This is a genomic window from Variovorax sp. 10N412 (assembly GCF_056394985.1).
Genome location: NZ_JBFTIO010000014.1, coordinates 87,980 through 113,214, shown reverse-complemented (window position 1 = coordinate 113,214; position 25,235 = coordinate 87,980). Strand labels below are relative to the sequence as shown.

Genomic DNA, 25,235 nt, shown 5'->3' with positions numbered 1-25,235 from the left:
ACGCGAGTCTTGGACTCAGCTACGTTTAGGCGTCCAGGCCTCAACCGGCCACGCCGAAACCGATGTCGAAGGTGCCCTTCACGTCCAACGGCTGCTTGATGAGCCCCACCTGCTTATAGAAGTCCGCCGTCCCTTGCTGGTCGGCAATGACCTGCGCGTCGATGGCCACCCACTTCTGCTGCCGGCGCTCGAACTGCAGCTTCGCCGCCTCGGGCGGAATGCCGATGATGCGGGCCAGCGCGGCCGAGTAGGCATCGACGTTGCGGTACGACCAGACCTGCGCCTTCACCACGCGCTGCAGAAAGTCGTGCAGCACCGGCCGCTTGGCCGCGATGGCGCTGTCGGTCGCCGCAAGGTAGCTCAGCCCCGGCAGCAGCCCGCGCCCGCTGACCAGCACGCGCGCATGGTGGCTGACCTCGGCCAGCGCGGTGTAGGGCTCCCAGGTGGCCCAGGCATCGACCGAGCCCTGCGTGAGCGCGAGCTTGGCGTCGGCCGGTGCCAGGAAGCGGATGTTGACGTCCTCGGGCTTGAGGCCGGCCGAGGTGATGGCCTTGAGCGTGACGTAGTGGCCGATGGAGCCGCGGTTGGTTGCGATGCTCTTTCCACGCAGGTCGGCGGCGGTCTTCAGTGTGGAGTCGGGCCGCACGAGCACCGCGGTGCCGTACGAGTCGGAGCGGTTCGCGCCGATGGCCTTCACGCGCGTGCCGGCGGCCAGCGCGAAGATCAGCGGGGCGTCGCCGATGGGGCCCGAATCGACCGCGGCGGCGTTCAGTGCCTCGGCCAGCGGCGCGGCGGCCGGAAATTCGGACCACTGGATGTCGTAGCCCAGCCCTTCAAGGCCGCCTGCCGCTTCGAGCAGCGCGCGCAACCCGCCCTTCTGGTCGCCGGCCTTGAGCACCGGGCGGCCCTGCGCGAACACAGCGCCGGGCAAAGACAAGGCGGCAGCGGCCGAGGCGCCCTGAACAAGAAACCGGCGGCGTGAACTGTGGGTCATGGAATTGCTGTGCTTCATGCCAGGGGATCGAAAGACACGTGCTCCGCAAAGCGCGCCGGGTCCGTGCTCTTCTTGAGCACGCCCACGCCGCGGAAGTCGCGTGCGTAGAACTCCACCTCGTCGCGCAGCTTGCGGCCCAGCGGGTGGTGGTTGTGCGTGAGCGTGCCAAGCAAGGCGCGCAGGTCTTCCACCGGCACGTTCGGCGAGTACTTGGCGAAGAGCCTGGCCGACTCGTTCGGGTTCTCGGCCACGTAGTCGGAGGCCTGCGCAATGGCGCGTACCAGCGAGGCGACGGTTGCCTTGTCCTTGCGCACCAGCTCGCCGCGCGCACCGACGATGCAGCAGACCTTGTCCTTGTATTCGCCCGTGAGGTTGCTCGCCACCTCGACGTAGGCGCCCTTGTTGCGCTTCTCGATCAGGTAGATGTTGGGGTCGCCGTCGGCAATGGCCTGGATCTCGCCCTTCTTCACCGCAATGTCGAGCAGGTCGGCCGGGTACTGGCGCCAGGTGACGTCCTTGTCCGCATCGATGCCGTTCTTGGTCAACAGAATGGAGAAGAAATTCTTGCCCGGGCTGGTGATGTCCGACACGCCGATGGACTTGCCCTTCAGGCTGGCGATGTCGGTCACGCCCGCGCTCTTCGCGCCCACCAGCCGCACGCAGCCGCCGTGCGAGCTGCCGACGATCTTCACGTCGAAGCCCGACTCCAGCGGCTTGAGCCAGCGGTGGATCATGCCCACGGCCGCGTCGGCCTTGGCGGTGGCCAGCGACTCCAGCAACTGGTCGGTGGAGCCGGTGTAGTTGATGAGGTCGACCTGCAGGCCGTTGCGCTCGAAGTAGCCGCGCTCCTGCGCCACCACCACGGGCGACAGGCAGAAGGCGGCGGCGTTCCATGCGAAGGTGAGCTTGCGCGCCTGCTGCGAGAAGGCCTGCGAGGCGATCAGCCCGCCCGAGGCGACCACGGCGGCGGCACCGCCGGCGCGCAGCACGCCGCGCCGTGAGAGGCGCGCGTTCACGACAGCAACTCGGGTTCTGCCTCGACCAGGCCTTCGTACAGGCTGTCGAAGGAATGGATGGCGCCTTCGGGCCCGCCGATCTGCGCGTGCGTGTGGCGCGCGGTGTCTTCGTCGATGGGCTGCGGCTTGCCGGCGGCTTCGGCCAGCAGCTGGGTGTGGCAGGCGTTGTCCAGCGCGATGTACCACCAGGCGGCGGCCTCCACCGTGGGGCCGGCCGTCAGGATGCCGTGATTCTTGAGAATGGCGCCCTTCCTGTCGCCCAGCGCCTGCGCGATGCGGTCGCCCTCGCTGGTGTCGACCACCATGCCAGTGAAGTCGTCGAACAGCGCCACGTCGTCGTGGAACACGCAGCTGTCCTGCGTGAGGGTGTCGAGCTTGCGGCCCAGCGTCGACCAGGCCTTGCCGTAGGTCGAGTGCGTGTGGGCGGCGGCAATGATATTCGGGTTGTGCTCGTGGATGGCCGCGTGGATGGCGAAGGCCGCCTTGTTGAGCGGGCGCTCGCCGATGACGGTCTCGCCCTTCGAGTTGACGAGCAGCAGGTCGGAGACCTTGATGCGCGAGAAGTGGATGCCCAGCGGGTTGACCCAGAAGTGGTCGGTCAGCTCGGGGTCGCGCGCGGTGATGTGGCCGGCCAGGCCCTGGGCGAAACCGAAGCGCGCGAACAGGCGAAAGGCGCCCGCCAGGCGCTCCTGCCGGTGGCGGCGCTCGGCCTGCACGGTGGGGCGCGGGGGGACGGGGTCGAACCAGTACTTCTGCTGCGGGTTCGGGTTGAGTTTCAGCGACGCGTGGCGGTCGATGGAAAGAACGGCACTCATGGAGACTCCTCGTGTTCGGTATTCGGTCTTGCTCCTTCCCCTTCCGGGGGAAGGCTGGGATGGGGGCACGACGGCATCAATCGCTGTGACAGTGCTCGAGCCCGCGAGCCCCCACCCCTGCCCTCCCCCGGAGGGGAGGGAGGAAGTCAGTTCACGCGGTATTCGGTTTTGCTCCTTCCCCTTCCGGGGGAAGGCTGGGATGGGGGCACGACGGCTTCAAAGCCATGACAGTGTTCGACGCCGCTTGCCCCCACCCCTGCCCTACCCCAGAGGGGGAGGGAGAAAGAAAGTCGTCAGGCCGCTTTGCGAATGGAAGCAGCGCGCTGCGCCACCAATTCGCGCGTGCGCGGAATCAGCTCGCGCCCGTAGTCCAGCGCGTCCTCCAGCGGATCGAAGCCGCGGATCAGGAAGGTCGTCACGCCCAGGTCGTAGTAGTCGAGCAGCGCATCGGCCACCTGCTCGGGCGTGCCGACCAGCGCGGTGCTGTTCGAACGCCCGCCAATCTCTTGCGCCACCGCCGTCCACAGCCGCTTGTCCACCCGCGGGCCCTTGTCGGCCGCAGCCAGCAGGCGCTTGGCGCCTTCGCTCTGCTGCGGTCCGCCGCGGTTGTAGCCCTGCACCACGCGCAGGCGCTTGGTCTCCGCCAGGATGTTTTCGGCGCGCGCCCATGCGGCCTCCTCCGTCTGCGCCACGATCGGGCGGAACGACACCGAGAAGCGCACGCTGCGGCCATGCTTCGCAGCCTCGGCCCGCACGCGCGTGGTCAGCTCGCGCGCCTGGTCGAGCGACTCGCCCCACAGCGCGTACACATCGGCGTACTTGCCCGCCACCGGAATCGCCGCTTCCGACGCACCGCCGAAATACACCGGCACGTGCGGCTTGCCGTTGCGCGTCTGCAGCGGCTTCACTTCGGAGAAGGCATTCTCGAAGCGGTAGTGCGCGCCCTCATGGTCGAACGGCTTCTCGGCCGTCCACACCTTGTGCAACACCTCGAGGTACTCGTCGGTGCGGGCGTAGCGCTGGTCGTGGTCGAGCCAGTCGCCGTCGCGGCGCTGCTCTTCGTCGGAACCGCCCGAGATGTAGTGCACGCCGAGCCGGCCGCCGCTGAACTGGTCGAGCGAGGCGAACTGGCGCGCCGCGAGCGTGGGCGCCACGAAGCCGGGGCGGTGCGCCAGCATGAAGTGGATGCGCTCGGTCACCGAGGCCGCGTAGGCCACCGTGAGCGTGGCGTCGGGGCTGGTCGAATGGTGGGGCACCAGCACGCGGTCGAAGCCCGCCTGCTCGTGGGCCTGCGCGAAGGCGCGCACGTAGTCGCGGTCGAGCGACGGGCCCTTGGCCGCGTGGATCTCCGAGACCTTCTGGCCCTGGATCATGCCGATGAATTCGACGCCGTCTTGCTGTGGCTGGCTCATGGTGTTTTCCTTTTCGAGTGGAAGGCGGGATCAGGCGGCGGGCAAACGCAGCAGGCTCTCGAAGCTGCGGTCCCACAGGGGTTTGACATCGGCGGGCCCGTCGAGCACGCCGATCTTCAGGAAGGTGTCGGCCACGTCCTGGTGGCTGCGCACCACCGCGTCGCTGACCGGTCCCAGGCTGTAGTCGCCGCTGCGGCCGTTGAACAGCTCGACGATGTCGCCGATGGGCACGCGGGTTTCGGCCGACTGCGCGCGCGCATAGGCCAGGAAGTTGCCGTTGATCCATGCGAAGGCGCGCTGCAGGCGCTGCAGCAGGTCGCCCAGTGCGGCGCGGCGCAAGGCGTCGTCGAGCGCGCGCGGGTTGGCGTAGATGGGGAAGTTGCCCGACAGGTAGCCCACGCCGGTCTTGATGGTGCGCGCGCCGTACTGCGTGCGCGCCAGCTGGCCGTTGTAGCCGTAGATGGCCCAGGCATCGAGGTCGCCCCGCGCAAAGGCCGACAGGCCGTCCGAGGGCGTGAGGCTCACGGCCTGGATGTCGCTGAACGACAGGCCCGCCTCGGCCAGCTGCTTCGCCAGGTAGTAGTGCGAGGTGGTGGCGCGCACGTAGCCCACGCGCTTGCCCTTGAAGTCGGCGATGGTGCGGATGGGCGCGTCCTTGCGCGCCAGTGTGGCCTGGTTGTTCAGGTCTTCGTGCGTCACGGCCACCAGCTTCACGCTGGATTTCTGCCGCGCCGCGAACACCGGGGGGATCTCGCTGCCCGAGCCCAGGTCGAGTGCGTCGCCGTTGATGGCCTCGATGTGCAGCACGCCGTTGTTGAGTTCGCGCCAGTCGATCTTGTAGGGCGTGTTGGCCTGCCCCGAGGCCGTGAGCAGCGGCCGCCAGAGGCCCTTGTAGGTGCCCACGCGCAGCGTGACGCCGGACAGGTCACGCGCAGGCGCCGCGGCTTGCGCCCAACCGGCGGGGCCGGCGGCGGCGAGTGCGGCCGCCGCTTGCAGCAGGCGGCGGCGGTCGAAGGAGGCATCTGGATTCATGGAGCGAACCGTACCGAGCCAGGGACGGGACGCGAACTCAGAAAAACGAGTTTGCATATGCGGGATGCGTCGTTTTCCGGTGCCGGGGGCGCCGGTACCGTGCGGGAACCATGAGTGCACTCCCCTTGCGCCGCGCGCCGGCCACGACCGAAGCCCCCTCCTCCGCCACGGTGGACGACACCGTGCTGGCCCGTCTCACGGCCCAGTTCACCGCCACCGCGGCCGACCACGACCGCAGCGGCGCCTTTCCCCGCGAGAACTTCGCGGCGCTGCAGGCGCACGGGCTCATCGGCCTGGTGGCGCCTGCCGAGCACGGCGGTGGCGGCGCCACGCTGGCCACGGCGCGTCGCGTGATCGCGGCGGTGGCACGCGGCGAGCCCGCCACGGCGCTGATTCTCACGATGACCTACCTGCAGCACCACGCACTGACGCGCACCGACAGCCGCTGGCCGCCGCACCTGCGCGAACGCGTGACGCGCGACGCCGTGGAACGCGGTGCGCTGATCAACGCGCTGCGCGTGGAGCCCGCTCTGGGCTCGCCCGCGCGCGGCGGCCTGCCGGCCACCGTGGCACGCCGCGGCGGCGAGGGCTGGAAGATCGATGGCCACAAGCTCTACACCACCGGCATCGAGGGCCTGAGCTGGCTGTCGGTATGGGCCCGCACGGATGAAGCCGTGCCGCGCACTGGCGTGTTCCTGGTGCCGCGCGACGCCCCCGGCGTGCGCGTGATCGCCAGCTGGGACCACCTGGGCCTGCGCGCCTCGGGCAGCCACGAGGTGGTGTTCGAGAACGTCGCCATCGGCCTCGACCATGCGGTCGACCTGCGCGCGCCGGCCGACTGGGCGCCCGACGCGGGCAGCCAGACCGACATCGACGCCCACGCCACGCAGCAGGCATGGATGACCGTGCTGCTCTGCAGCCTCTACGACGCCGTGGCCACGTCCGCGCGCGACTGGCTGGTGGGCTTCCTGAACCAGCGCGCGCCCGGCAGCCTGGGCGCGCCGCTGGCGAGCCTGCCGCGCGTGCAGGAGCATGTGGGCGAGATCGAGGCGCTGCTGCGGACCAACCGCGTGCTGATCGACGATGCGACCGCTGCAGTCGACAGCGGCCGCGCGCAAGCGGCCGCCGACAGCGGGCTGCTCAAGTACACCGTCACCGGCAATGCGGTGCGCGTGGTCGAACTGGCGCTGCAGCTCAGCGGCAACCACGGCCTGACGCGGCTCAACCCGCTGGAGCGGCACTACCGCGACGTGCTGTGCAGCCGCATCCACACGCCGCAGAACGACGCGATCCTGGTGGCGGCGGGCAAGCGCGCGCTGCTGTCTGCGGGAGCTGCCGCATGACCGACCTGCTGTTCTCCCGAGCCTCTAGACGCACCTGGCTGAAACAGGGGGCGGCGCTCTCGCTGGCCGCCACCGCCTCGCTGCGCGCCCTCGCGCAGCCGCAGACCACGCTGGTGCTCGGCGACCAGGCCGGCGGCCTGCGCTCGCTGTTCGAGGCTTCCAAGGCGCTCGACGGCGCGCCCTTCGCCTACCGCTGGGCCAACTTCCAGGGCGCGGCGCCCTTGTTCGAGGCGCAACGCAGCGCGGCCGTGGACACCGCCGTGGCGGGCGACCTGCCCGTGCTGGCCGCGGCCGTGGGCAAGACCCCGCTGAAGATCGTCGCCACGCGCGTCGGCAAGCCCGATTCGCTGGGCATCGTGGTGCAGCCCGATTCGCCGCTGCGCAGCGTGGCCGACCTGCGCGGCAAGACGGTGATCGTCTCGTCGGCGCGCGGCAGCATCTCGCAGTACCAGCTGTACGGCGCGCTGGAGGAAGCCGGCGTGAAGCGCGAAGAGGTCACGGTGAAGTTCGTGCTGCCGACCGATGCGGCCGCCGCCTTCGCGTCGAAGCAGATCGACGCGTGGGCGGTGTTCGACCCGTACTACACGATCGCGCTGCAGCAGGGCGGGCGCATCCTGCGCGACGGGCGCGGCATCAACACCGCCCTGGGCTTCATCACCGCAAGCGAGCCTTCGCTGGCCGACCCGGACAAGCGCGCGGCCATCGTGCAGTTCCTCGACCGGCTGGGCCGCGCGGGCGACTGGGCGCTGGCCAACCCCGAGGCCTATGCGCAGGCCTACAGCCAGCTCACGCGGCTGCCGATAGCCTCGGCGCGCATCATCACCGCGCGGGCTTCCGTGGCGGGCCGGCCGGTGAGCGAGGCGGACATCGTCGCGCTGCAGGCCGTGGCAGACCGCTCGGCGCGCGACGGCATCCTGCCGGTGCGGGTGGACGTGCGCGCGATCACCGACGCCAGCGTGTGGAAGCGCGCGGCGTGAGCGGGCCGTTGTCGGTCGCGCCGCTGCGCGAATTCGTGGTCGCGTTCGGGCGGCTGCTCGACGGCGCGCCGGACGAGCCCCGCATCCTGGCCGAAGGCGGCGCGCTGCTGCGCACGCTGGTGGCACGCGACGACTGGCTGCCCGAGGCCTTCGCCCAGCCCGACCCTGCACGCTACCAGCAGTTCCTGCTGCACGCGGACAGCACTGAGCGCTTCTCGGTCGTGAGCTTCGTCTGGGGCCCGGGCCAGGCCACGCCGGTGCACGACCACACGGTGTGGGGGCTGATCGGCATGCTGCGCGGTGCGGAATACAGCCAGGGTTTCGCCCTCGACGGCAACGGGCATGCGCAGCCGCACGGCAAGGCGATGCGGCTCGACGCGGGCGATGTGGAGGCCGTGTCACCCACCGTCGGCGACCTGCACCGCGTGCACAACGCGCATGCCGACCGCGTGTCGATCAGCATCCACGTGTACGGCGCGAACATCGGCGCCGTGCGGCGGCATACTTACCCGACGCAGGGTGGCCGCAAGCCCTTCGTCTCCGGCTACTCCAACGCGCTGCTGCCCAACCTGTGGGACCGCAGCGCCGAACTCAGAGCTTCTACACCTGCATGACGACTGCCACCTTTCCCGTTCTCTCGTTCGCCGCGGTCCGCGCGCGCCTCATCGCACGCGACGAAACCGCCCTGCTCGACGTGCGCGAGGAAGACCCCTTCGCGCGGGAGCACCCGCTGTGGGCCGCGAACCTGCCGCTGTCGCGCATCGAGATCGAGGCCTGGCGGCGCATTCCGCGGCGCGACACGCCGATCGTTCTCTATGGCGAGCACGGCGGCGTCGATCTCGCACCGCTGGCGGCGAAGACGCTCGCCGCGCTGGGCTACACCCATGTGCACCTGCTCGAGGGCGGCCTCGACGGCTGGCGCGACGCGGGCGGCGAGCTGTTCCGCGACGTGAACGTGCCGAGCAAGTCGTTCGGCGAACTGGTCGAGCACGAGCGGCACACGCCTTCGCTCTCCGCGCCCGAAGTGAAGGCCCTGGTCGATGCCAAGGCCGACGTGGTGGTGCTCGATGCGCGCAGCTTCGACGAATACCAGACCATGAGCATTCCCTCGGCCACCAGCGTGCCCGGCGCGGAGCTGGTGCTGCGGGTGCGCGAGCTGGCGCCCGATCCCAAGACGCAGGTGATCGTCAATTGCGCGGGCCGCACGCGCAGCATCATCGGCACGCAGTCGCTGGTGAACGCGGGCATTCCGAACCCGGTGGCCGCGTTGCGCAACGGCACGATCGGCTGGAAGCTGGCGGGGCAGGTGCTGGACCACGGAGCCGATCGGCAAGCCCCGGCGGCAGTGTCCGACGCGCACCGCGCGCAGGCGCAGGCCGATGCGCGCCGCGTGGCAGACCTGGCCGGCGTGCGGCGCATCGCGCTCGATGCACTGCGGACGCTCGAAGCCCCGGGACGCACCGTGTACCGCTTCGACGTGCGCACGCCCGAGGAATACGCGGCAGGCCACCTGCCCGGCTTTGCCAGCGCGCCCGGCGGGCAGCTGGTGCAGGAGACCGACCACCAGGTGCCGGTGCGCGGCGCGCGCATCGTGCTGGCGGACGACGACGGCGTGCGCGCGTCGATGAGCGCGTCGTGGCTCGCGCAGATGGGGTGGGAGGTGTATGTGCCGGACGCCGTGCCGACGGTGGCCGATTTCACCGAGACCGCGGCGCCTGCTGCGGAGCATCCGCCGGTCGCCCCGGTGTTCGCCGACATCACGCCCGTGGAACTTGCCGCGCTGCTGGAGCAAACCGGCACGGCGGTGATCGACGTGACCACCAGCGCCAACTACGTGAAGCGGCACATTCCGGGCGCCTGGTATGCGATTCGCGCGCAACTGGCGGACGCGATCGACGCGGTCATCCCACCCTCACGGCGCTATGTGCTGACCTGCGGCAGCAGCCTGCTCGCGCGCTATGCCGCCGCCGACCTGCGGGCCTTGCTCGATGCGCGCGGCAAGGCCGATGCGCAGGTGCTGGTGCTCACCGGCGGCAACACGGCATGGTTTGCGGCGGGCCTCGAAGCGCAGAGCGGCGAGACGCGTCTGGGCACGCCCCGCACCGATCGCTACCGCCGTCCCTACGAAGGCACGGATGCACCCGCTGAAGCGATGCAGGCTTACCTGGACTGGGAATACGGCCTGGTCGCGCAACTCGCGCGCGACGGCACCCATCACTTCAACGTCGTCTGACAGGCACGCAACGGGAGCGAAAGCGGCTTGAAAGGATGACAACAGGACGGTGACACTGTTGCGCCCGGGTAAAGGGGGACGGGGCCGTCATCCGGCGAAGCGGCTGGGCGTTGGTTGTGCATACCGACAACAACTCCCAGGACCTTCGCCATGAAATTCCCTGTTCTTGCCTTGTCTGCCGCCACGCTGGCAGCCGCCCTGACCGGTTGCGTGGTTGCACCGGCTCAACCCGTCTACGCAGCGCCGCCGGGTGTGGCTTACGTTGCGCCAACCTATGTGTCACCGGGCGTCGGGTTCGTGTGGGCCTACCACCCGCGCTATGGCTGGGGCTGGCATCACCCGCAATACGGCTGGCACCGCGGGTGGAGGTGATCGACTGAACCGCGGCGCATCAAACGCCGCAGTTCAATCGCGTCAGCTCGGCTCGGCGCTCTTGAACAGCGCTGCCACCTTGCGCTTGCTCTTGATGTTGCTCGACACACCGCGCGCGGGACCGGCCTTTGCAGCGGCTTCCCACGCCGGGGTCGCGTCAGGCGCACCGGGCTCGTAAGGCTTGTCGAAAAACGGGTCGCGCGATGCGGACGGCGCGCGGTGCGGACGTCCGCCGCCGCGTCGGGCGTCACCGCCGCCGCTCAGGGCGGGGCTGCGTTCGCGCGGCTGGTCGAGCACGTCGCGTGCGTCGCCGGCTTCGCCTTCTTCGCGCCAGTGGCGGCGTCCGTCGTTGATGCGGCCACGCGGGCGGTCTTCCTCGAACTCGACGGGTTCGAGCTCGATCTTCTTCTTGATCAGCTTTTCGATGTCGGCCACCAGGCGCGCGTCGTTGCCGCCGCTGGCAAAGCTCACGGCCAGGCCGGAGGCGCCGGCACGGCCCGTGCGGCCGATGCGGTGCACATAGTCTTCGGCGTTGAACGGAATGTCGAAGTTGAAGACCGCAGGCACGTCCTTGATGTCGAGGCCGCGGGCCGCAACGTCGGTGCACACCAGCAGGTCGACTTCACCGGCCTTGAACGAGGCGAGCGCCTTCAGGCGTTCGTCCTGGCTCTTGTCGCCGTGCAGCGCGGTGGTGCGGTGGCCGTCGCGTTCGAGCGAACGCGCCAGGCGCGCACAACCCAGCTTGCTGTTGACGAACACGAAGGCCTGCGTGATGCCGCGTTGCTTCACGATCTGCGTGAGCGCGCGGCGCTTGTCGTCGTCGCTCACGCTGAAGAAACGCTGCTCGACGGTGGAGGCCGTTTCGTTCGGCCGCGCCACTTCGATCGTCACGGGGTTCTGCAGGTAGCTGCCGGCCAGGCGCTTGATTTCGGGCGAGAAGGTGGCCGAGAACAGCAGCGTGGTGCGCTGCTTGGGCAGGTAGCTCAGGATGCGCTGCAGGTCGGGCAGGAAGCCGATGTCCAGCATGCGGTCGGCCTCGTCGAGCACCACGTACTCGACCTGGTTGAGCACCGCGTTCTTGGCTTCGATGTGATCGAGCAGCCGGCCCGGCGTGGCAACCAGCACTTCGACGCCCTTCTTGAGTTCCAGCGTCTGCGGTTTCATGTCGATGCCGCCAAACACGACCGCGCTGCGCAGGTTGGTGTACTTGGCGTACAGCTTGACCTGCTGCGCAACCTGGTCGGCCAGTTCACGCGTGGGCAACAGCACCAGGGCCCGGACCGGATGCCGCGCGGGCGAGGTCGAGGCGTTTTCGTGCTTGAGCATGCGCTGGAGCAACGGGAGCGAGAACGCGGCCGTCTTGCCGGTACCGGTCTGGGCGGCGCCCATCACATCCTGGCCCGAAAGCACGACCGGAATGGCCTGCTCCTGGATGGGTGTCATGGTCTCGTAGCCCATTTCGGCCACGGCGCGCGCCAGCGGTTCCGCCAGCATTAGATTGGAGAAGGAGCTTGTCATTAAGCCTTCTATTGTCGCATTGCCGCAAAAAAGGGCAGTGACGGCGGCATGACAACGCCCGCGTCAACGGAATTGCTATTTATTCGATAGCAACCAAATCAGCGTTGACGAGCGTCTCAAGCACATTCAGCTCAAAGGCTGCGTGCATTGAAGGTGTCGCAGGCCTTGATGTCGCCACCCTGGTAGCCCGCGCCGAACCACCGTTGGCGCTGTGCGCTGCTGCCGTGGGTGAAGCTGTCGGGCACCACCGCGCGGCCTGCGGAACGCTGCAATGCGTCGTCGCCGATCTTCTGCGCGGCGTTCATCGCGGCCTCGATGTCGCCCGGGTCCAGCCACTTCTTCGATTCCTGCGAATGGTGAGCCCACACGCCCGCGAAACAGTCGGCCTGCAGCTCCACGCGCACACTCATCGCGTTGTTCTGCGTCTGGCTCAGGCGGCTGCGCATGCCGTCGACCTTGGCGGTGATACCCAATTCGTCCTGCACGTGATGGCCAACCTCGTGCGCAATGACGTAGGCCTGCGCGAACTCGCCCGGCGCGCCGAGCTGGTTCTTCAGCGTGTCGTAGAAAGCCAGGTCGATGTAGACCTTCTGGTCGCCCGGGCAGTAGAACGGTCCCATCGCCGATTGCCCCGTGCCGCAGGCAGTGGGCGTGGCGTTGCGGAACAGCACGAGGCGCGGCGCGTGGTACGTGCCGCCGTTGTTCTTGAAGATGTCCGTCCACACCACTTCGGTGTTCTTGAGCACCGTCGAGACGAAGGCCGCCTCGCGGTCGCCGGAGGGTGGCTTGGGCGCCGGGCCCTGCTGTTGCTGCTGCACCTGGGCGGGGCCACCGCCGCCGCTCAACATGCTGAGCACCGTGAGGGGGTTGATGCCGAAGACCCAGCCTGCGATCAGCGCGACCGCGATGGTGCCGATGCCGATGCTGCGCCCGCCGAAGAAGCTGCCGCCTCCCCCGCCGCCGCCCTCGCCGCGACGGTCCTCGACGTTGTCCGATTGATCATTGCCTTCCCATCTCATCGCGCTCTCCTTGCCGGCTTATTTCGGGGGTTTCAGGAGTATTTGCCGGCGTTCGCAGGATGGTACTTGGCGCCGCGTCTCGCGGGGTAACCGGGCGTCAGCGCCCGGCCCGGGGTTGCGTCAGGTTTTCGGCAATGTGACGCCGCGCTGGCCCTGGTACTTGCCGCCGCGGTCCTTGTAGCTGGTCTCGCAGACCTCGTCGCTCTCGAAGAACAGCACCTGCGCGCAGCCTTCGCCCGCGTAGATCTTGGCGGGCAGCGGCGTGGTGTTGCTGAACTCCAGCGTCACGTAGCCTTCCCATTCGGGCTCGAAGGGCGTCACGTTGACGATGATGCCGCAGCGCGCATAGGTGCTCTTGCCCAGGCAGATGGTCAGCACGTTGCGCGGAATGCGGAAGTACTCCACGGTACGCGCCAGCGCGAAGCTGTTGGGCGGAATGATGCAGTAGTCGCCGTGCATGTCGACGAAGCTCTTCTCGTCGAAGTTCTTCGGGTCGACCACCGTGCTGTGGATGTTGGTGAACACCTTGAATTCAGGCGCGCACCGGATGTCGTAGCCGTAGCTCGAAGTGCCGTAGCTGATGATCTTGTGGCCGGCGGCCTCGCGGACCTGGCCGGGCTCGAAGGGCTCGATCATGCCGGTCTGCTCGGCCATGCGCCGGATCCATTTGTCGCTCTTGATGCTCATATGCGGTCGCTGCTGATACGGGGGAAGAATGGCGCGAATTGTGGCACGCGCCACCCCGACGCCACCACCCCGCCGCCGCCGCCTCCCTGCCCGCCCCGGGCTACGCCGCCTGCGAAATCACCGTGCGCTCGACCAGCCGGTCGTCGCCCAGCACGATCATGGCGAACAGCATTTCTTCCAGCGTGTTCGCCAGCTTGGTCTTGCGCGCCAGCAGCGGCGTGGCGCCCGGGTTCAGCACCAGGAAGTCGGCCTCGCAGCCCGGCTGCAGGTTGCCGACCACGCCGTCGAGCCCCAGCGCGCGCGCCGCGCCGCCGGTGTGGCGCCACCAGAGTTCGGAGGGCGCGATGCTCAGGCCGGCCTTGGTCTGCCCTTCGCGGCCCACGTAGTAGGCGGCCATCATGGTGTGGAACGGGCTGAAGCTGGTGCCGCCGCCCACGTCGCTGGCCAGCCCGTAGGGGTAGCCCACGCGGTCGGCCGCGCCGAAGTCGAAGAAGCCGCTGCCCAGGAACAGGTTGCTGGTCGGGCTGACGGCCGCCGCCGTCCTGGTGTCGCGCAGCAGGGCGCGGTCGGTGTCGTCCAGGTAGATGCAATGGGCGTACACCGCGCGCTCGCGCATCAGGCCGAAGCCGGCGTACACGTCCAGGTAGGAGCGCGACTGCGGGTACAGCTCGCGCACCCACGCCACCTCGTCGCGGTTTTCCGCCACGTGCGACTGGATCCAGGTGTCGGGGTACTTGGCTGCGAGCTCGCCCGCGCCGCGCATCTGCGCGTCGGTGCTCGCAGGCGCGAAGCGCGGCGTGATGGCGTAGCCCAGCCGGTCGACGTTGTGCCACTTGCGGATCAGCGCCTCGGTGTCGAGCAGGCTCTGCTCGGTCTGGTCGCGCACGCCGTCGGGCGAGTTGCGGTCCTGCAGCACCTTGCCGGTGATCATGCGCAGGCCGCGGCGCTGCGCGCCCTCGAAGAAGGCGTCGACCGAAGCCACGTGCGACGTTGCAAAGGTCAGCGAGGTCGTGACGCCGTTGCGCAGCAGCTCGTCGAAGAACACGTCGGCCACTTCGTTCGAATGCGCAGGGTCGACGAATTTGGCTTCCGCGGGAAAGGTGTAGTTCTCGAGCCAGGGCAGCAGCCCCGGCGAGGGCGAGCCGATGATGTCTGTCTGCGGAAAGTGGATGTGCATGTCCACGAAACCCGGCGCGAGGATGCGCCCGGGCAGGTGGGTCGTTTCGGCATCGGTGTGGCGCGGCGCGACGGCGGCGTGGCTGCCGGCATCGAGCACCCGCTGGCGGCCGGTGCTGTCGGGGGCGACCACCAGCAGGCCGTCTTCATCGAAAACGGGCTGGCCGGCGGCGTCGAATCGCAGGAGGGAGGCGCGGTAGGCTTTTTTCATCGTGGATGCGGAGGGTAATGCAGCCCCGGCGCATCGCAATTTCCATGCGCATATGAGTGCTATACGAACGCGCTCACCGTCCCGGGCTCCTCGCTATACGCCCTTCAGCGCCTCGAAACCGGCCGCCGCGGCCTTGAGATCGACATCGACGATCTGGGACTGCGCGACGACGATCGACAAAAGCAAGGTGCGGTCTCCTTCGAAACACAGGGCGAGGCTTCAGTCGCGCGGCAACGCGTGCGACTGGATGTCGAAGGGCACCCCGGTCGGCACCGGTCCGTCGCCTTCCCTGCGCTTGGTCAGCAGCGCGTACTTCGACTCGATGAAATACACGCGGTCGCCCCGCACGGCGCCCGACGACGGATCGTTGAGCCCCGTCACCACGGTCTGCAGGGCCAGCGTCGCGCCGTCGACGCGCGCCACCGCGACCTGCCCGCCGTAAGGCCCGTCGCCGAAGGCATTGCTTTCGAACAGCACGAGCCGGCCGGGCTTCCAGGCGCGGATGGCATCCACGTTCTTCATCACGCGCGGCGCCTCGATGCGCGCGACCTCGCCGGCCTGCCCGTCTGTGCCCAGATCGATGCGCAGCAGATAGGACGCTGCGGCCACCAGGCTCACATAGACCCTGCGCCCGCCATCGATGGCAATGCCGTTCAGTCCCTTGTAGGGGCCGGGGCCGCCCAGCGCCGGGTCTTCCTTCCACACCGTGAGCGCGGTGCCCCCCTTCGCGAGCCGCAGCACGCGCGGGTGGTAGGAGTCGGTCACGTAGATGTTGCCGGCCGCGTCCTGCGCCATGTCGTTGCAGTAGCCCTCGTCGGGCATCGCATAGCTCGCGCGCGGCGCGCCCGTGGCCAGGTCGTAGCGCTTGAGCGCGCTCGGCGTCTGCGGCACCGTGGTGAAGCCGCTGGTGCCCGAGCAGACCCACAGGGCCTGATGCTTCGCATCGACCAGCACGCCCTGCCCGTTCGCAAGGCCGTTGGCGCCGGGCTTCACGAGCACTTCGGCCTTGGGCGCAACGCCGGGCTTCAGCCGCGCGACCGCGCCCTGGCGCCAGCTGCCGACATAGAACGAACCGTCCGGCCCGATGGCCACGCTCTCCGGATACCAGTCCTCGGGCAGCGCCTGTGTGGCGGGGGGTGTGGCGGGGGGTGCGGCAGTGGCCGCCGTCGCGGCAAGCGCGAGCAGCGCGCCGGCCAGTCGTGTGCGCCTGCTCATTGCCATACGCGAAACACTCGCCCCGTCAGCGGGCCTTCGATGCTGCGCACATAGGCCAGCGCCGCGCGCGCAGCCGGTACGGTTTCGACGCCCGGAAAGAGCGCGCCATACGCGGCCAACGATTCGGTCAGCAGCGTCGGACTCACCGCATTGATGCGCAGGCCGCGCGGCAGCTCGATTGCCGCGCCTTTCACGAAGCCCTCGACCGCCGCATTCACCGCCGCCGCATTGCTGCCCCCGCGAACCGGGTCTTCGGCCGCTACGCCCGTGGTCAGCGTGATCGAGCCGCCATCGGCCAGCACATGCTGGCCCAGCAACGCGAGCCGCACCTGGCCTAGCAACTTGTCCTGCAGGCCGATGTTGAAGTCGGCCGGCCGCATTGTCGAAACCGGCCCGAAGAAAAGACCGCCGGCCGCAGACACGACCGCATCGACGCGCCCCACCGCCGCATACAACGCCTCGACGCTCGCATCGCTCGTGATGTCGACCTGCAGGTCACCGCGCGTGCGGCCCGCGCGCAGCACGTCATGACCGCGTTCGGCCAGCGCCTGTGCCACCGCGCTGCCCACTGCGCCCGTGGCGCCAACAACAAGAACCTTCATGGAAAACTCCGCTGGATGAAATAAGGAAGGTCCATTGTTTTGCGAATCAATAGTTTGATAAATTGCCATCCGGTTCGGCAATTCGAAACTTTGGGTTCTCAATATGGACAAGCTGCGCGCCATGGAAGTCTTCGTCGCCACGGTGGACGCGGGCAGCTTCGCGGCTGCGGCCGAGGCGCTCGATCTCTCGGCCGTGATGGTGGGCAAGCACATCCGCGCGCTCGAAGAACAACTGGGCGCGCGCCTGCTGGAGCGCACCACGCGCCGCCACGCGCTCACGGAGATCGGTGCCGCCTACCTGGAGCGCTGCCGCGACGTGCTCTCCAGCGTGCACACGGCCGACGGCGTGGCCGAATCGCTGCGCGCCATGCCGCAGGGTGTGTTGCGCGTCACGGCGCCGGTGGCCTATGGCGCGCACCGGCTCACGCCGGTGATCGGCGCGTACATCGCCGCCTATCCGCAGGTGAAGGTGGACCTGAGCCTGAACGACCGTGTCGTCGATCTCGCAGAGGAAGGCTTCGACTGCGGCATCCGCTCGGGCGCTGCGGTCGATGCGAACCTCGTCGCCCGGCCGCTCGCGCTGGCGCGCATGTTCGCCGTGGCCAGCCCCGCCTGGGTCGCGCGCCACGGCCTGCCGACGCACCCGAGCGACCTGGAAGCCTTCCCGCTGCTGGGCTTCGCGGCCTGGGGAGCGAACCACGCATGGCGCTTCACGCGCGACGGCCAGACCGTGCATGTGCCGGTGCGCGGCCCGTTCACCACCAACAACGGCCAGGCATTGCTGGCCGCGGCCACGGCCGGCGTGGGCGTGATCGTGCAGGCCGATGCGTTGCTCGGACCCGCGCTGGCATCGGGCCAGGTGGTGCAGCTGTTGCCGGAATGGGAACTGCCCACGCGGCAGGTGTACATCACGCGATTGCCCGAGGCGCGACCCAGCGCCAAGCTGCGCACCTTCGTGGACTTCGTCGTCGAGCGCCTGGGCTGAACGGGCAGCCGGCGTCAGGCCGCAGGCATGTCGGACGGGCACGCCCCGTCATGGCGCCGGGCAATCTCGTGCATCACGCGCGGCAGGTCGGCCACGCTGTCGATGACGAAATGCGCGCCGGCGGCGCGCAACCGGCGCTCCGCCACCTGGCGGCGTTCGGCCACTTCCGCCGGCGCGAGCCGGCCGAGCGCGTCCTCGGTCAGGCCGATTTCGTTGCCCGACAGCGTCAGCCCCACGCACCACATGCCCGCATTGCGGCCTTCCTCGATGCCAGGCGTGGTGTCGTCGACCTTGACGCAGGCCCGCACGTCGCTCACCCGCAGGGCGAGCACATTGGCCAGCGCCATGTAGGGCCCGGGGCGGCCGCCGGCGGCGAGCTCGTCGCCCGCCACCACATGGTCCGGCACGATGCCGGCCTTGGCGGCCAGCGGCAGCAGCACATCGAGCACCTGGCGCGGGTAGCCCGAGCACGAGCCGATCTTCAGGCCCTGCGCGCGCAGCCAGGCCAGCGTCTCGATGGCGCCCGGAATGGGCTTCGAATAGGCGCCCACCTTCTCGATCTGCATGGGCATGAAGCGCTCGTACAGCGCATCGATGTCGCCCGTGCCGGGCAGTGCGCCGAAGCGTGCCTGCCACTGGGCGCTGATGGCGGGCTCTTCCAGCAAGGTCCGGATGTGGTCCCGCTTGGACAGGCCCATGGGGCCGCGCGCCTGGGCCAGGCTGATCTCGATGCCGAAGCTCGCGAACGATTCCACGAAGATCTGCGTGGGGGCCAGCGAACCGAAGTCCACCAGGGTGCCGGCCCAGTCGAAGATGACGGCCTGGAGCCGGTGCGATGGCAAAGGGGTGTGGGTCGACGATGTGTTCATGGTGTCGGTGCAAGGGGTGTGGAGGTTGAGTGTTCAGGCCGCGGCAATGAAATTGCGACCGCGCGCCCCGGCCAGGGCCTGCGCGATGCGATCGCCCCAGTCCGCTTCGGGAATGCCGTAGCTCACGGGATCGACGCTGACGCCCAGGCCTTCGAGAAACGCCGACAGGGAAGCGACGGCTTCGTCGATTCGGCCTGCATCGAAGATCGACAGCAGGAGCGCATCGAGCACCGCGTCGCGCCCCGCCGCGAGCTTCATGATGCGCGGCAGGCTGAACGAGCAGGCAATGCCGTGCGGCGTGCCGTGCTGCAGCGTGATGTCGTACGACAGCGAATGTGCGAGCGCAGTGCGTGTGTTGGAAAAGGCCAGGCCGGCCTGCAACGCCGCGGTGGCAAGACGTTCGCGCAGTTCGGGCCGATCCGGTTGCGCCAGCAGTTGCGGCAGCGTCGCGATGATGCTGCGCGCCGCGCTGACCGCCAGGCTGGCGGACACCGGATTGCGATGCACGTTCCACAGCGATTCGAGCGCATGCGACAGCGCGTCGAGGCCGCTGGCCAGGGTGGCCGCTCGCGGCAGGCTCAGCATCAGGTCGGCATCGACGATGGCCGCCTGCGGCCAGGTCCACGGCAGGTGGAGCGACAGCTTGCGTGCGCGCGCCTGGTCCCACACGGTGGCCCACGGCGTCACTTCGCTGCCGGTGCCGGCGGTGGTCGGGATGGCCAGCAGTCGGCGATGCCGCCCGCCCGATGCGGGCTCGGCACCCTCCATCAGCGCCAGCAGTTCGTCGAAGCGGCCGGCGGCCGTGCGCGTGAGCATGACCTTCGCGCAGTCGATCACGCTGCCGCCGCCGAGCGCGATCACGCAGTCGACGTCCGCGTGGTCACGCCACAGGCGCTCGTACATCGGGCCGAGCCATGCGACATCGGGGTTGGGGAGCACGTCGGTCTCGACGGCGGCGAGGCGGTCGCCCAGCAAGCCGCGGATGCGGTCGACGAGCCCGAGCGCAGTCGCCTCGGGAAACGCGACGAGGATCGCGCGGCGCTGGCCCAGCAGCCGGGGCAGTGCCTCCAGCGAGCCGCAGCCGGCGTGCACGTCGACGGGGTTGTAGCAAGTCCACATGGTCGTTCGTTCAATGCCGCCCGTTGCGCTGGATGCGATGGCGCAGCTGGCTCGACAGCGTGTCCGCCACGATCACCATCACGGTGATGACGATGATGCAGGTGGCCGTCTCGGGATAGCGGAACAGCTTCAGGCTGCTCACCAGCTCGAAGCCGAGCCCGCCCGCGCCCACCATGCCCAGCACGGTCGCGGAGCGCAGGTTCACCTCGAAGCGGTAGAGCACCACCGCGATCCACGCCGTCACGACCTGCGGAAGCACGCCGAAGACGATCACCTGCAGCGGCCGCGCACCGGTCGCGCGCAGGGCTTCGAGCGGGCCCTGGTCAATCTCCTCGATGGCATCGGCGAAGAACTTGCCCAGCATGCCCGCGCCGTGCAGTGCCAGCGCCAGCACGCCGGGGAACGGCCCCAGGCCGACGGCCGACACGAACACCAGCGCCAGGATCAGTTCGTTGATGCTGCGCACCACGTTCAATGCCTGCCGCGTGCTCTGGTACACCCAGCGGTTGCTCTGCAGGTTGCGCGCGGCCAGGAACGACAGCGGAATGGCCGGCAGCACGGCCAGCAGCGTGCCCCACACGGCAATCTGCACCGTCTCGAGCGCCGGAGCGACCAGCCGCCCCAGGATGCGCGTGTCGGGCGGCAGCGTGCGGCCGAGAAAATCGAGGATCTGCGGCAGGCCGCCAGCCAGCTCCGACCAGCTGAGTTGGGCGCCTTCGGCGCTCCATTGCAGCGCCCAGGCCACGACGCAAAGGCCGACCAGCAGGTTGAACCAGCTGCGGCGGCCCTCGGGCAGCGGGCCGGTCCAGGCGTAGGAGCTGGAAGGAATGGAGGGATTGGACGGATTCTTCATGGTCAACCTTGTGTGCCCGCCACCAGCGGCATCGGCCGTGCAGCCGGGGCGGCCGCGTCCCTCCTGTCGGGCGCGGGCTGCGGCATGTAGATGCGGTCGATGTCGTCGGGGCCCATGGCCTGCGGCGCACCGTCGAACACCACGCGGCCTTGCGCCAGCCCGACGATGCGGTCGGCGAACTCGCGCGCGTAGTCGACCTGGTGCAGGTTGCACAGCACGGTGATGCCCAGCTCGCGCGAGGCGTCGTGCAGGTACTGCAGCACCTTGCGCGAGGTCTGCGGGTCGAGGCTCGCCACCGGCTCGTCCGCAAGGATCACCTGGGGCCGCTGCGCCAGCGCGCGCGCAATTCCCACGCGCTGCATCTGGCCGCCCGACAGCGAATCGGTGCGCTCGTGCGCCTTGTGCGCCAGGCCCACGCGGCCCAGGCATTCGTGCGCCAGCGCGATGTCTTCGCGGCTGAAGAAGTGCATGACCGACGCCAGCGTCGACACCGCGCCCAGGCGGCCGGTCAGCACGTTCTTCAACGCGCTCAGGCGCGGCACCACGTTGTGGTGCTGGAAGATCATGGCCACGCGCTGGCGCAGCGCACGCGTGTCGGCGCACCGCACCGCGTCCATGCCGCCTACGTTCAGCTCGCCGCCGTCGGCCACGGCCAGGCGGTTCACGCAACGCAGCAGGGTCGACTTGCCGGCACCCGACTCGCCGAGCACCACCACGAACTCGCCCGCCGCCGCGTCCATGTCCACCCCGCGCAGCACGGCGTTGTCGCCGTACCGCTTGGTGAGTTGCCGGATGCGGATCACTTCATGCTCCGCAGGTCGAGCTTGAGCGCCTTGGCGGTGTCGCGCACCACGTTGTAGGCCGCGTCGTTGGTCGGTGCAAAGCCGTTCAGCACGCCCTGGTCGCCCCATGGCAGGTCCTTGACGTTGGCCAGGGCCTTGGCGATCTTCGCCTTCAGCGCGGGGGCGAGGTCCTTGCGCCAGACCATCGGCGACTCGGGAATCGGGTTCGACGACCACACGATCTCCAGCTCGTCCGGCTTGACCTGGCCCTTGGCGATGGCGCTCGCGAGAATGCGGTCGGCCACGGCCGCGGCATCGACCTTCTTGTTGGCCACGGCCAGGATGCTGGCGTCGTGCGAGCCCGAGAAGATCACGCGGCTGAAGAAGGTCTCGGGGTCGTAGCCGGCCTGCAGCAGGCCCGCCTTGGGGAACAGGTGGCCCGAGGCCGAGGTCGGGTCGACGAAGGCGAAGGTGTGGCCCTTCAGGTCGGCGGTCCTGGCCAGGCCGCTGTCCTTGCGCGCGATGATCACGCTCTTGTACGCGCTCTGCCCGGTCTTCTTGGTGACGGCGACCGCGAAGGCCTCCACGTCCGCGACCTGGTTGGCCAGCACATAGGAGAACGGGCCGAGGTAGGCCACGTCGAGCTTCTTGGAGCGCAGGGCCTCGATGACGCCGTTGTAGTCCGTGGCGACGAAGGGCTTGACCGGCATGCCCAGCTGCTGCTGCAGGCTGTCGAGCACCAGGCGGCTGCTTTCGATCATGGCCTGCGAGTCCTCGGCGGGGATCAGGCCGATGGTGAGGGGCTGCGCAGCCAGCGCGGGCATGGCGGCGGCAGCGGAAAGGGTGAGGGCAACCAGGCTGCGGCGCAGGCGAAAGAAGGAAGTCATGGCGGTTTCCGTTGGGTGATGGGGTGGGTGGGCGTCGGAGAACTACCGCAAGGCTAAGAACGCCATGTGACACCCGCATATCAGATCGATCACGGATTTGTCACAGTTCCATTCACAAAATCTATGGATGTCAGCAGCCAAACTCCGCGCCTTCCTCGCCGTCGCCCAGCACGGAAGCTTCAGCGCCGCGGCGCGCGCCGTGGGCTTGAGCCAGCCCACGCTCACCACCCAGGTCCAGGCGCTGGAGCGCCTGCACAACGTCGTGCTGTTCCATCGCCAGGGGCACCGCATCGAACTCACCGGCGTCGGTGAGCGGCTGCTGCCCATCGCCCGGCAGATCGCCGCGCTGGAGCTCGACTCGTACAACCTGCTGCACGACAGCGGCGACCTGCAGTCCGGTGAGCTCCGGCTGGGAGCCGTCGGTCCCTTCCACGTCATCGAAATGGTCGACGCCTACCGCAAGCACTACCCGCGGCTGGACGTGTCCATTCGCATGGGCAATTCGTCCTCCGTGTTCCAGGACCTGGAGACCTACGCGGTCGACATCGGCGTGCTGGCGCGCTTTCACGAGGCGCCGGGCTTCAGCGCCACGCCCTATGCGCGGCACGCGCTGATCCTGTTCGTGCACCGGGACCACCCGTTCGCGAAGCGCGGCGAGATCCGGCTGGAGGAACTGCACGGCCAGCCGATGCTGCAGCGCGAAAGCGGATCGAGCACCCGGCGCGCGCTCGACGAGGCCTTCGAGCGCGCGGGCGTGCGGCCGAAGGTGGCGATGGAGATCGGCAGCCGCGAGGCCATTCGCGAGGCGGCCGCGCGCGGCATCGGGATCGGTGCCGTGTCGGAGGCGGAGTTCATTCCCGACGAGCGCCTGCGCACCGTGCGCATCGAGGGCGACCCTGCCGTGACGCAGACCTACCTGTACTGCCTGCAGATACGGCGCGACAGCCGCGTGCTGGCGTCTTTCTTCGACGTGGCGCTCAAGCTGCGCAAGGGGGTGGAGGATGCGGGAATTTGAGAAAGCGCTGCTTCGGCATTCGGCAACAGGGCGACGTTACGCCGCTGCCCGGTCAACCCCACCGCAGATCTTCTGCGCATCCTCCGGCGTCGCCGGGTTGTAGACCACCATGCTGAGGTCGGTCCGCCCGTCCACCGCAAACGCGGAGTACTCGAACGCGAGCGGGCCGAGCGTCGGGTGGGAGATGTGCTTGACCGCCTCGCCGTGCATCCCGCGGACCTCGTTGTCGGCCCACATGGCCTTGAACTCGGGGCTCAGATGGCTGAGCTCGTCGACGAGCGGCTGCACCACCGCGGCAGCGCCGGCGCGCGCCGCGTCCACCCTGAAGGCGCCGAGCACGAAACGCGCGACGCTGTCCCAGTCGAGTTGCTCGGCACGCGGCCTCGGGTCGAGAAAGATGTAGCGCAGGATGTTCCTGCGCTCGGGCGGCAGCGAGCCGTAATCCATCAGCATGACGGTGGCCGCCCGGTTCCACGCGACCACATCCCATGCGGCGGTGCGGATGATCGCCGGGCTCGGGTCCAGGGCGTCGAGCACGCGCTGCAGCCGCGGCGTGACACCTTCGCGCTGCTGGTAGCGCACGTCGGGCGAGCGGCCCAGGCCCAGCAAGAACACGTGCTCGCGCTCGACGTCGGTGAGCATCAGCGCATGCGCGATGCGCTCGAGCACCTCCGCCGAGGGGGCGCCGCCGCGCCCCTGCTCCAGCCACGTGTACCAGGTGGGGCTGATGTGGGCGCGTTGCGCCACTTCCTCGCGCCGCAGCCCCGGCGTGCGCCGGCGCAGCGCGGAATAGCCCAGCGCCGCCGGGTCCAGCTTGGTCCGCCGGACTTTCAGATACGCGCCGAGCAAGCTCTTGTTGGCAACAACTACCAATGGACTGGCCCCCTGATGAAATCGATGGGCTTCCCCGGTTTCCCGGACGCCCGACTTGGCCCTTCAAGCGCTGTTGCTCGAACTGAACCGGGCTGAGGTCGTTCAATTTTGAGTGTTTTCTGAGCGGGTTGTAAAACCGCTCGATGCAGTCGAACACATCGGCCCGGGCTTGTTCTCTCGTTCGGGAGACGCTGCGCGTGCAACGTTCGGTCTTTGAAGTCGACAAGAAGCTTGCCGCCGCGCCGCCCCGCGCCGCGCTGCGGGTCGACGGCGGCGTGGTACCAACCCTCGCACAGCGGGTAACTGCGGGCCGACGAAGAGAATCGACTTCGATGGCTCACCATGGGCACCGGCGTGAGGCCCGGCGGACTAGAATGCACGCCTGTCTAGCATTGTGGATGCCTAGGATGAAGTCGATTGCATTCTTGCTGGTCGCCCTCTGCGTCGGCGCCACTTCCGGCATTGCGTCATCTGCTGATGCGCCAATCGGCAGCATGCCTGCGAAGGCCAAGCCCGACCTGGCCAAAGGTGAGCAGGCTTACAGCGCCAAGGCCTGCGTCGCCTGCCATGCCGCTGACGGGAACTCGAGCATTCCAGCCAACCCCAAGCTCGCGCAGCAGCATCCCGAATACCTTCTCAAGCAACTGACGGAGTTCAGGTCGGGCAAGCGAAAGAACGCCATCATGAGCGGCATGGCCGCGACCTTGACCGACGACGAGATGCGTGATGTGTCATGGTTCCTGGCCTCCAAGGTTGTAAAGCCGGGCTTCGCCAAGGAACGCGACCTGGTCACCATCGGCGAGAAGATCTACCGGGGCGGCATTGCGGAGCGCAGCGTGCCGGCCTGCGCGGGCTGCCACAGTCCCAACGGCGCCGGCATTCCGGCCCAGTACCCGCGCATTGGGGGCCAGCATGCGGACTACGTCGCCGCCCAGCTCACCGCATTCCGCGACGGCGTTCGGCTCAACAGCGTGCCGATGACCGGCGTGGCGGCCAAGCTCAACGACCGCGAGATCAAGGCTGTCTCCGACTACATCGCGGGCCTGCGCTGAGCCTTCAGCGATCGCAGGCGGCAGCACACGTCCTCTGCTTCACCCAGGCTCTCGCGTTCCTTTGCGCGCAGCGTTTTGCAAGTCCGGGCGTCGGGCAAGGCTCGGACGCCGATCGGACGACCGGCCGCCCGCTCGGCCAGCACAGCTCGCTGAAGATCACCGGCCAGAATTGGCCCCG

Annotated in this window: 25 protein-coding genes and 1 pseudogene; 8 read left to right on the top strand and 18 right to left on the bottom strand. The window is 68.8% G+C overall.

Translation table 11 applies throughout. The annotated features are described in order from the left end of the window. Positions 1-40 precede the first annotated feature (40 nt). The 5 genes from AC1DJH_RS25495 to AC1DJH_RS25475 form a co-directional block, all read right to left on the bottom strand. Positions 41-994 (bottom strand): ABC transporter substrate-binding protein, encoded by a 954-nt coding sequence (locus AC1DJH_RS25495; protein ID WP_478187618.1) that lies wholly within the window; start codon positions 992-994, stop codon positions 41-43. 14 nt (positions 995-1,008) lie between these two features. Continuing rightward, positions 1,009-2,010 carry an ABC transporter substrate-binding protein gene (locus AC1DJH_RS25490; RefSeq protein ID WP_472123718.1) on the bottom strand — a complete coding sequence of 334 codons (1,002 nt, stop codon included), beginning with the start codon at positions 2,008-2,010 and terminating at the stop codon, positions 1,009-1,011. Further along, complete coding sequence (locus AC1DJH_RS25485) at positions 2,007-2,825, bottom strand: class II aldolase/adducin family protein (protein WP_478187617.1); 819 nt, start codon at positions 2,823-2,825, stop codon at positions 2,007-2,009. The genes AC1DJH_RS25490 and AC1DJH_RS25485 overlap by 4 nt, the downstream gene beginning before the upstream one ends. 293 nt (positions 2,826-3,118) lie before the next feature. After that, complete coding sequence (locus AC1DJH_RS25480; RefSeq protein WP_435485593.1) at positions 3,119-4,237, bottom strand: LLM class flavin-dependent oxidoreductase; 1,119 nt, start codon at positions 4,235-4,237, stop codon at positions 3,119-3,121. Between the two features lie 30 nt (positions 4,238-4,267). Beyond that, the gene (locus tag AC1DJH_RS25475; protein WP_478187616.1) at positions 4,268-5,269 is read right to left on the bottom strand and encodes an ABC transporter substrate-binding protein; all 1,002 of its coding nucleotides are present in this window, start codon (positions 5,267-5,269) and stop codon (positions 4,268-4,270) included. A gap of 110 nt (positions 5,270-5,379) precedes the next feature. Here AC1DJH_RS25475 and AC1DJH_RS25470 point away from each other — a divergent pair, with 110 nt between their 5' ends. The 5 genes from AC1DJH_RS25470 (at position 5,380) to AC1DJH_RS25450 (ending at position 10,194) form a co-directional block, all read left to right on the top strand. After that, positions 5,380-6,612, top strand: a complete 1,233-nt coding sequence (locus tag AC1DJH_RS25470) for an acyl-CoA dehydrogenase family protein (protein ID WP_478187615.1) — start codon at positions 5,380-5,382, stop codon at positions 6,610-6,612. Continuing rightward, positions 6,609-7,589 carry an ABC transporter substrate-binding protein gene (locus tag AC1DJH_RS25465; protein WP_478187614.1) on the top strand — a complete coding sequence of 327 codons (981 nt, stop codon included), beginning with the start codon at positions 6,609-6,611 and terminating at the stop codon, positions 7,587-7,589. The genes AC1DJH_RS25470 and AC1DJH_RS25465 overlap by 4 nt, the downstream gene beginning before the upstream one ends. After that, positions 7,586-8,203, top strand: coding sequence for a cysteine dioxygenase family protein (locus tag AC1DJH_RS25460; RefSeq protein ID WP_478187613.1), 618 nt, complete (start codon positions 7,586-7,588; stop codon positions 8,201-8,203). The genes AC1DJH_RS25465 and AC1DJH_RS25460 overlap by 4 nt, the downstream gene beginning before the upstream one ends. Continuing rightward, complete coding sequence (locus AC1DJH_RS25455; RefSeq protein ID WP_478187612.1) at positions 8,200-9,822, top strand: rhodanese-related sulfurtransferase; 1,623 nt, start codon at positions 8,200-8,202, stop codon at positions 9,820-9,822. The genes AC1DJH_RS25460 and AC1DJH_RS25455 overlap by 4 nt, the downstream gene beginning before the upstream one ends. 150 nt (positions 9,823-9,972) lie before the next feature. Further along, a complete protein-coding gene (locus AC1DJH_RS25450) occupies positions 9,973-10,194 on the top strand; it encodes a hypothetical protein (protein WP_478187611.1) in 222 nt (73 codons plus the stop codon). Between the two features lie 42 nt (positions 10,195-10,236). Here the strand turns inward: AC1DJH_RS25450 and AC1DJH_RS25445 are convergent, their stop codons facing one another. The 6 genes from AC1DJH_RS25445 to AC1DJH_RS25420 form a co-directional block, all read right to left on the bottom strand. Beyond that, the gene (locus AC1DJH_RS25445) at positions 10,237-11,712 is read right to left on the bottom strand and encodes a DEAD/DEAH box helicase (RefSeq protein WP_435439621.1); all 1,476 of its coding nucleotides are present in this window, start codon (positions 11,710-11,712) and stop codon (positions 10,237-10,239) included. Between the two features lie 131 nt (positions 11,713-11,843). Further along, positions 11,844-12,731 carry a KPN_02809 family neutral zinc metallopeptidase gene (gene ypfJ, locus AC1DJH_RS25440; protein ID WP_472123692.1) on the bottom strand — a complete coding sequence of 296 codons (888 nt, stop codon included), beginning with the start codon at positions 12,729-12,731 and terminating at the stop codon, positions 11,844-11,846. 120 nt (positions 12,732-12,851) lie between these two features. Beyond that, positions 12,852-13,418: a dCTP deaminase gene (gene dcd / locus AC1DJH_RS25435; protein WP_018905384.1), complete on the bottom strand. Its 567-nt coding sequence runs from the start codon at positions 13,416-13,418 to the stop codon at positions 12,852-12,854. A 100-nt stretch (positions 13,419-13,518) separates the two neighbouring features. After that, positions 13,519-14,805 carry a guanine deaminase gene (gene guaD, locus AC1DJH_RS25430; protein WP_478187610.1) on the bottom strand — a complete coding sequence of 429 codons (1,287 nt, stop codon included), beginning with the start codon at positions 14,803-14,805 and terminating at the stop codon, positions 13,519-13,521. A gap of 219 nt (positions 14,806-15,024) precedes the next feature. After that, positions 15,025-16,020, bottom strand: a complete 996-nt coding sequence (locus AC1DJH_RS25425; protein ID WP_478187609.1) for an SMP-30/gluconolactonase/LRE family protein — start codon at positions 16,018-16,020, stop codon at positions 15,025-15,027. Beyond that, the gene (locus AC1DJH_RS25420) at positions 16,017-16,622 is read right to left on the bottom strand and encodes a short chain dehydrogenase (RefSeq protein ID WP_478187668.1); all 606 of its coding nucleotides are present in this window, start codon (positions 16,620-16,622) and stop codon (positions 16,017-16,019) included. Before AC1DJH_RS25420 ends, AC1DJH_RS25425 begins: the two co-directional genes overlap by 4 nt. Before the next feature lie 121 nt (positions 16,623-16,743). Between AC1DJH_RS25420 and AC1DJH_RS25415 the strand changes: the two genes are divergently transcribed. After that, positions 16,744-17,607 (top strand): LysR family transcriptional regulator, encoded by an 864-nt coding sequence (locus AC1DJH_RS25415; protein WP_478187608.1) that lies wholly within the window; start codon positions 16,744-16,746, stop codon positions 17,605-17,607. 14 nt (positions 17,608-17,621) lie between these two features. On the opposite strand, the gene phnX is transcribed toward AC1DJH_RS25415, so the two are convergent. Genes phnX through phnD form a run of 5 tightly spaced genes read right to left on the bottom strand, consistent with a single transcriptional unit; the run spans position 17,622 to position 22,117 of the window. Next, on the bottom strand, positions 17,622-18,476 hold the full coding sequence (gene phnX / locus AC1DJH_RS25410; RefSeq protein ID WP_478187607.1) for a phosphonoacetaldehyde hydrolase: 855 nt from the start codon (positions 18,474-18,476) through the stop codon (positions 17,622-17,624). 33 nt (positions 18,477-18,509) lie between these two features. Then, entirely contained in the window at positions 18,510-19,595 is a 1,086-nt protein-coding gene (gene psrA / locus AC1DJH_RS25405; protein ID WP_472123674.1) for an iron-containing alcohol dehydrogenase PsrA, read from the bottom strand. A 10-nt stretch (positions 19,596-19,605) separates the two neighbouring features. Next, positions 19,606-20,448 (bottom strand): phosphonate ABC transporter, permease protein PhnE, encoded by an 843-nt coding sequence (gene phnE, locus AC1DJH_RS25400; protein WP_478187606.1) that lies wholly within the window; start codon positions 20,446-20,448, stop codon positions 19,606-19,608. 2 nt (positions 20,449-20,450) lie between these two features. Next, positions 20,451-21,251 carry a phosphonate ABC transporter ATP-binding protein gene (gene phnC, locus AC1DJH_RS25395; RefSeq protein WP_435485577.1) on the bottom strand — a complete coding sequence of 267 codons (801 nt, stop codon included), beginning with the start codon at positions 21,249-21,251 and terminating at the stop codon, positions 20,451-20,453. After that, the gene (gene phnD / locus AC1DJH_RS25390) at positions 21,248-22,117 is read right to left on the bottom strand and encodes a phosphonate ABC transporter substrate-binding protein (RefSeq protein ID WP_478187605.1); all 870 of its coding nucleotides are present in this window, start codon (positions 22,115-22,117) and stop codon (positions 21,248-21,250) included. The genes phnC and phnD overlap by 4 nt, the downstream gene beginning before the upstream one ends. 127 nt (positions 22,118-22,244) lie before the next feature. On the opposite strand from phnD, the gene AC1DJH_RS25385 reads away from it, so the two are divergent. Beyond that, positions 22,245-23,132 carry a LysR substrate-binding domain-containing protein gene (locus tag AC1DJH_RS25385; protein ID WP_478187604.1) on the top strand — a complete coding sequence of 296 codons (888 nt, stop codon included), beginning with the start codon at positions 22,245-22,247 and terminating at the stop codon, positions 23,130-23,132. A gap of 36 nt (positions 23,133-23,168) precedes the next feature. Here the strand turns inward: AC1DJH_RS25385 and AC1DJH_RS25380 are convergent, their stop codons facing one another. Beyond that, positions 23,169-23,981, bottom strand: coding sequence for a helix-turn-helix transcriptional regulator (locus tag AC1DJH_RS25380; protein WP_478187603.1), 813 nt, complete (start codon positions 23,979-23,981; stop codon positions 23,169-23,171). A gap of 94 nt (positions 23,982-24,075) precedes the next feature. After that, a pseudogene (locus AC1DJH_RS25375) lies at positions 24,076-24,246 on the bottom strand (IS3 family transposase); the annotation flags it as partial. Between the two features lie 166 nt (positions 24,247-24,412). Here AC1DJH_RS25375 and AC1DJH_RS25370 point away from each other — a divergent pair. After that, entirely contained in the window at positions 24,413-25,057 is a 645-nt protein-coding gene (locus tag AC1DJH_RS25370) for a c-type cytochrome (protein WP_478187602.1), read from the top strand. Positions 25,058-25,235 lie beyond the last annotated feature (178 nt).

Coding starts and splice junctions, on each gene's coding strand:
- AC1DJH_RS25470 (WP_478187615.1), top strand. CDS start 5,380: ATGAGTGCACTCCCCTTGCGCCGCGCGCCGGCCACGACCGAAGCCCCC.
- AC1DJH_RS25485 (WP_478187617.1), bottom strand. CDS start 2,825: ATGAGTGCCGTTCTTTCCATCGACCGCCACGCGTCGCTGAAACTCAAC.
- AC1DJH_RS25370 (WP_478187602.1), top strand. CDS start 24,413: ATGAAGTCGATTGCATTCTTGCTGGTCGCCCTCTGCGTCGGCGCCACT.
- phnX (WP_478187607.1), bottom strand. CDS start 18,476: ATGAACACATCGTCGACCCACACCCCTTTGCCATCGCACCGGCTCCAG.
- AC1DJH_RS25415 (WP_478187608.1), top strand. CDS start 16,744: ATGGAAGTCTTCGTCGCCACGGTGGACGCGGGCAGCTTCGCGGCTGCG.
- phnD (WP_478187605.1), bottom strand. CDS start 22,117: ATGACTTCCTTCTTTCGCCTGCGCCGCAGCCTGGTTGCCCTCACCCTT.
- AC1DJH_RS25420 (WP_478187668.1), bottom strand. CDS start 16,622: ATGAAGGTTCTTGTTGTTGGCGCCACGGGCGCAGTGGGCAGCGCGGTG.
- dcd (WP_018905384.1), bottom strand. CDS start 13,418: ATGAGCATCAAGAGCGACAAATGGATCCGGCGCATGGCCGAGCAGACC.
- AC1DJH_RS25475 (WP_478187616.1), bottom strand. CDS start 5,269: ATGAATCCAGATGCCTCCTTCGACCGCCGCCGCCTGCTGCAAGCGGCG.
- psrA (WP_472123674.1), bottom strand. CDS start 19,595: ATGTGGACTTGCTACAACCCCGTCGACGTGCACGCCGGCTGCGGCTCG.
- AC1DJH_RS25445 (WP_435439621.1), bottom strand. CDS start 11,712: ATGACAAGCTCCTTCTCCAATCTAATGCTGGCGGAACCGCTGGCGCGC.
- AC1DJH_RS25495 (WP_478187618.1), bottom strand. CDS start 994: ATGACCCACAGTTCACGCCGCCGGTTTCTTGTTCAGGGCGCCTCGGCC.
- AC1DJH_RS25455 (WP_478187612.1), top strand. CDS start 8,200: ATGACGACTGCCACCTTTCCCGTTCTCTCGTTCGCCGCGGTCCGCGCG.
- AC1DJH_RS25450 (WP_478187611.1), top strand. CDS start 9,973: ATGAAATTCCCTGTTCTTGCCTTGTCTGCCGCCACGCTGGCAGCCGCC.
- AC1DJH_RS25465 (WP_478187614.1), top strand. CDS start 6,609: ATGACCGACCTGCTGTTCTCCCGAGCCTCTAGACGCACCTGGCTGAAA.
- guaD (WP_478187610.1), bottom strand. CDS start 14,805: ATGAAAAAAGCCTACCGCGCCTCCCTCCTGCGATTCGACGCCGCCGGC.
- AC1DJH_RS25480 (WP_435485593.1), bottom strand. CDS start 4,237: ATGAGCCAGCCACAGCAAGACGGCGTCGAATTCATCGGCATGATCCAG.
- AC1DJH_RS25385 (WP_478187604.1), top strand. CDS start 22,245: ATGTCAGCAGCCAAACTCCGCGCCTTCCTCGCCGTCGCCCAGCACGGA.
- phnE (WP_478187606.1), bottom strand. CDS start 20,448: ATGAAGAATCCGTCCAATCCCTCCATTCCTTCCAGCTCCTACGCCTGG.
- AC1DJH_RS25425 (WP_478187609.1), bottom strand. CDS start 16,020: ATGAGCAGGCGCACACGACTGGCCGGCGCGCTGCTCGCGCTTGCCGCG.
- ypfJ (WP_472123692.1), bottom strand. CDS start 12,731: ATGAGATGGGAAGGCAATGATCAATCGGACAACGTCGAGGACCGTCGC.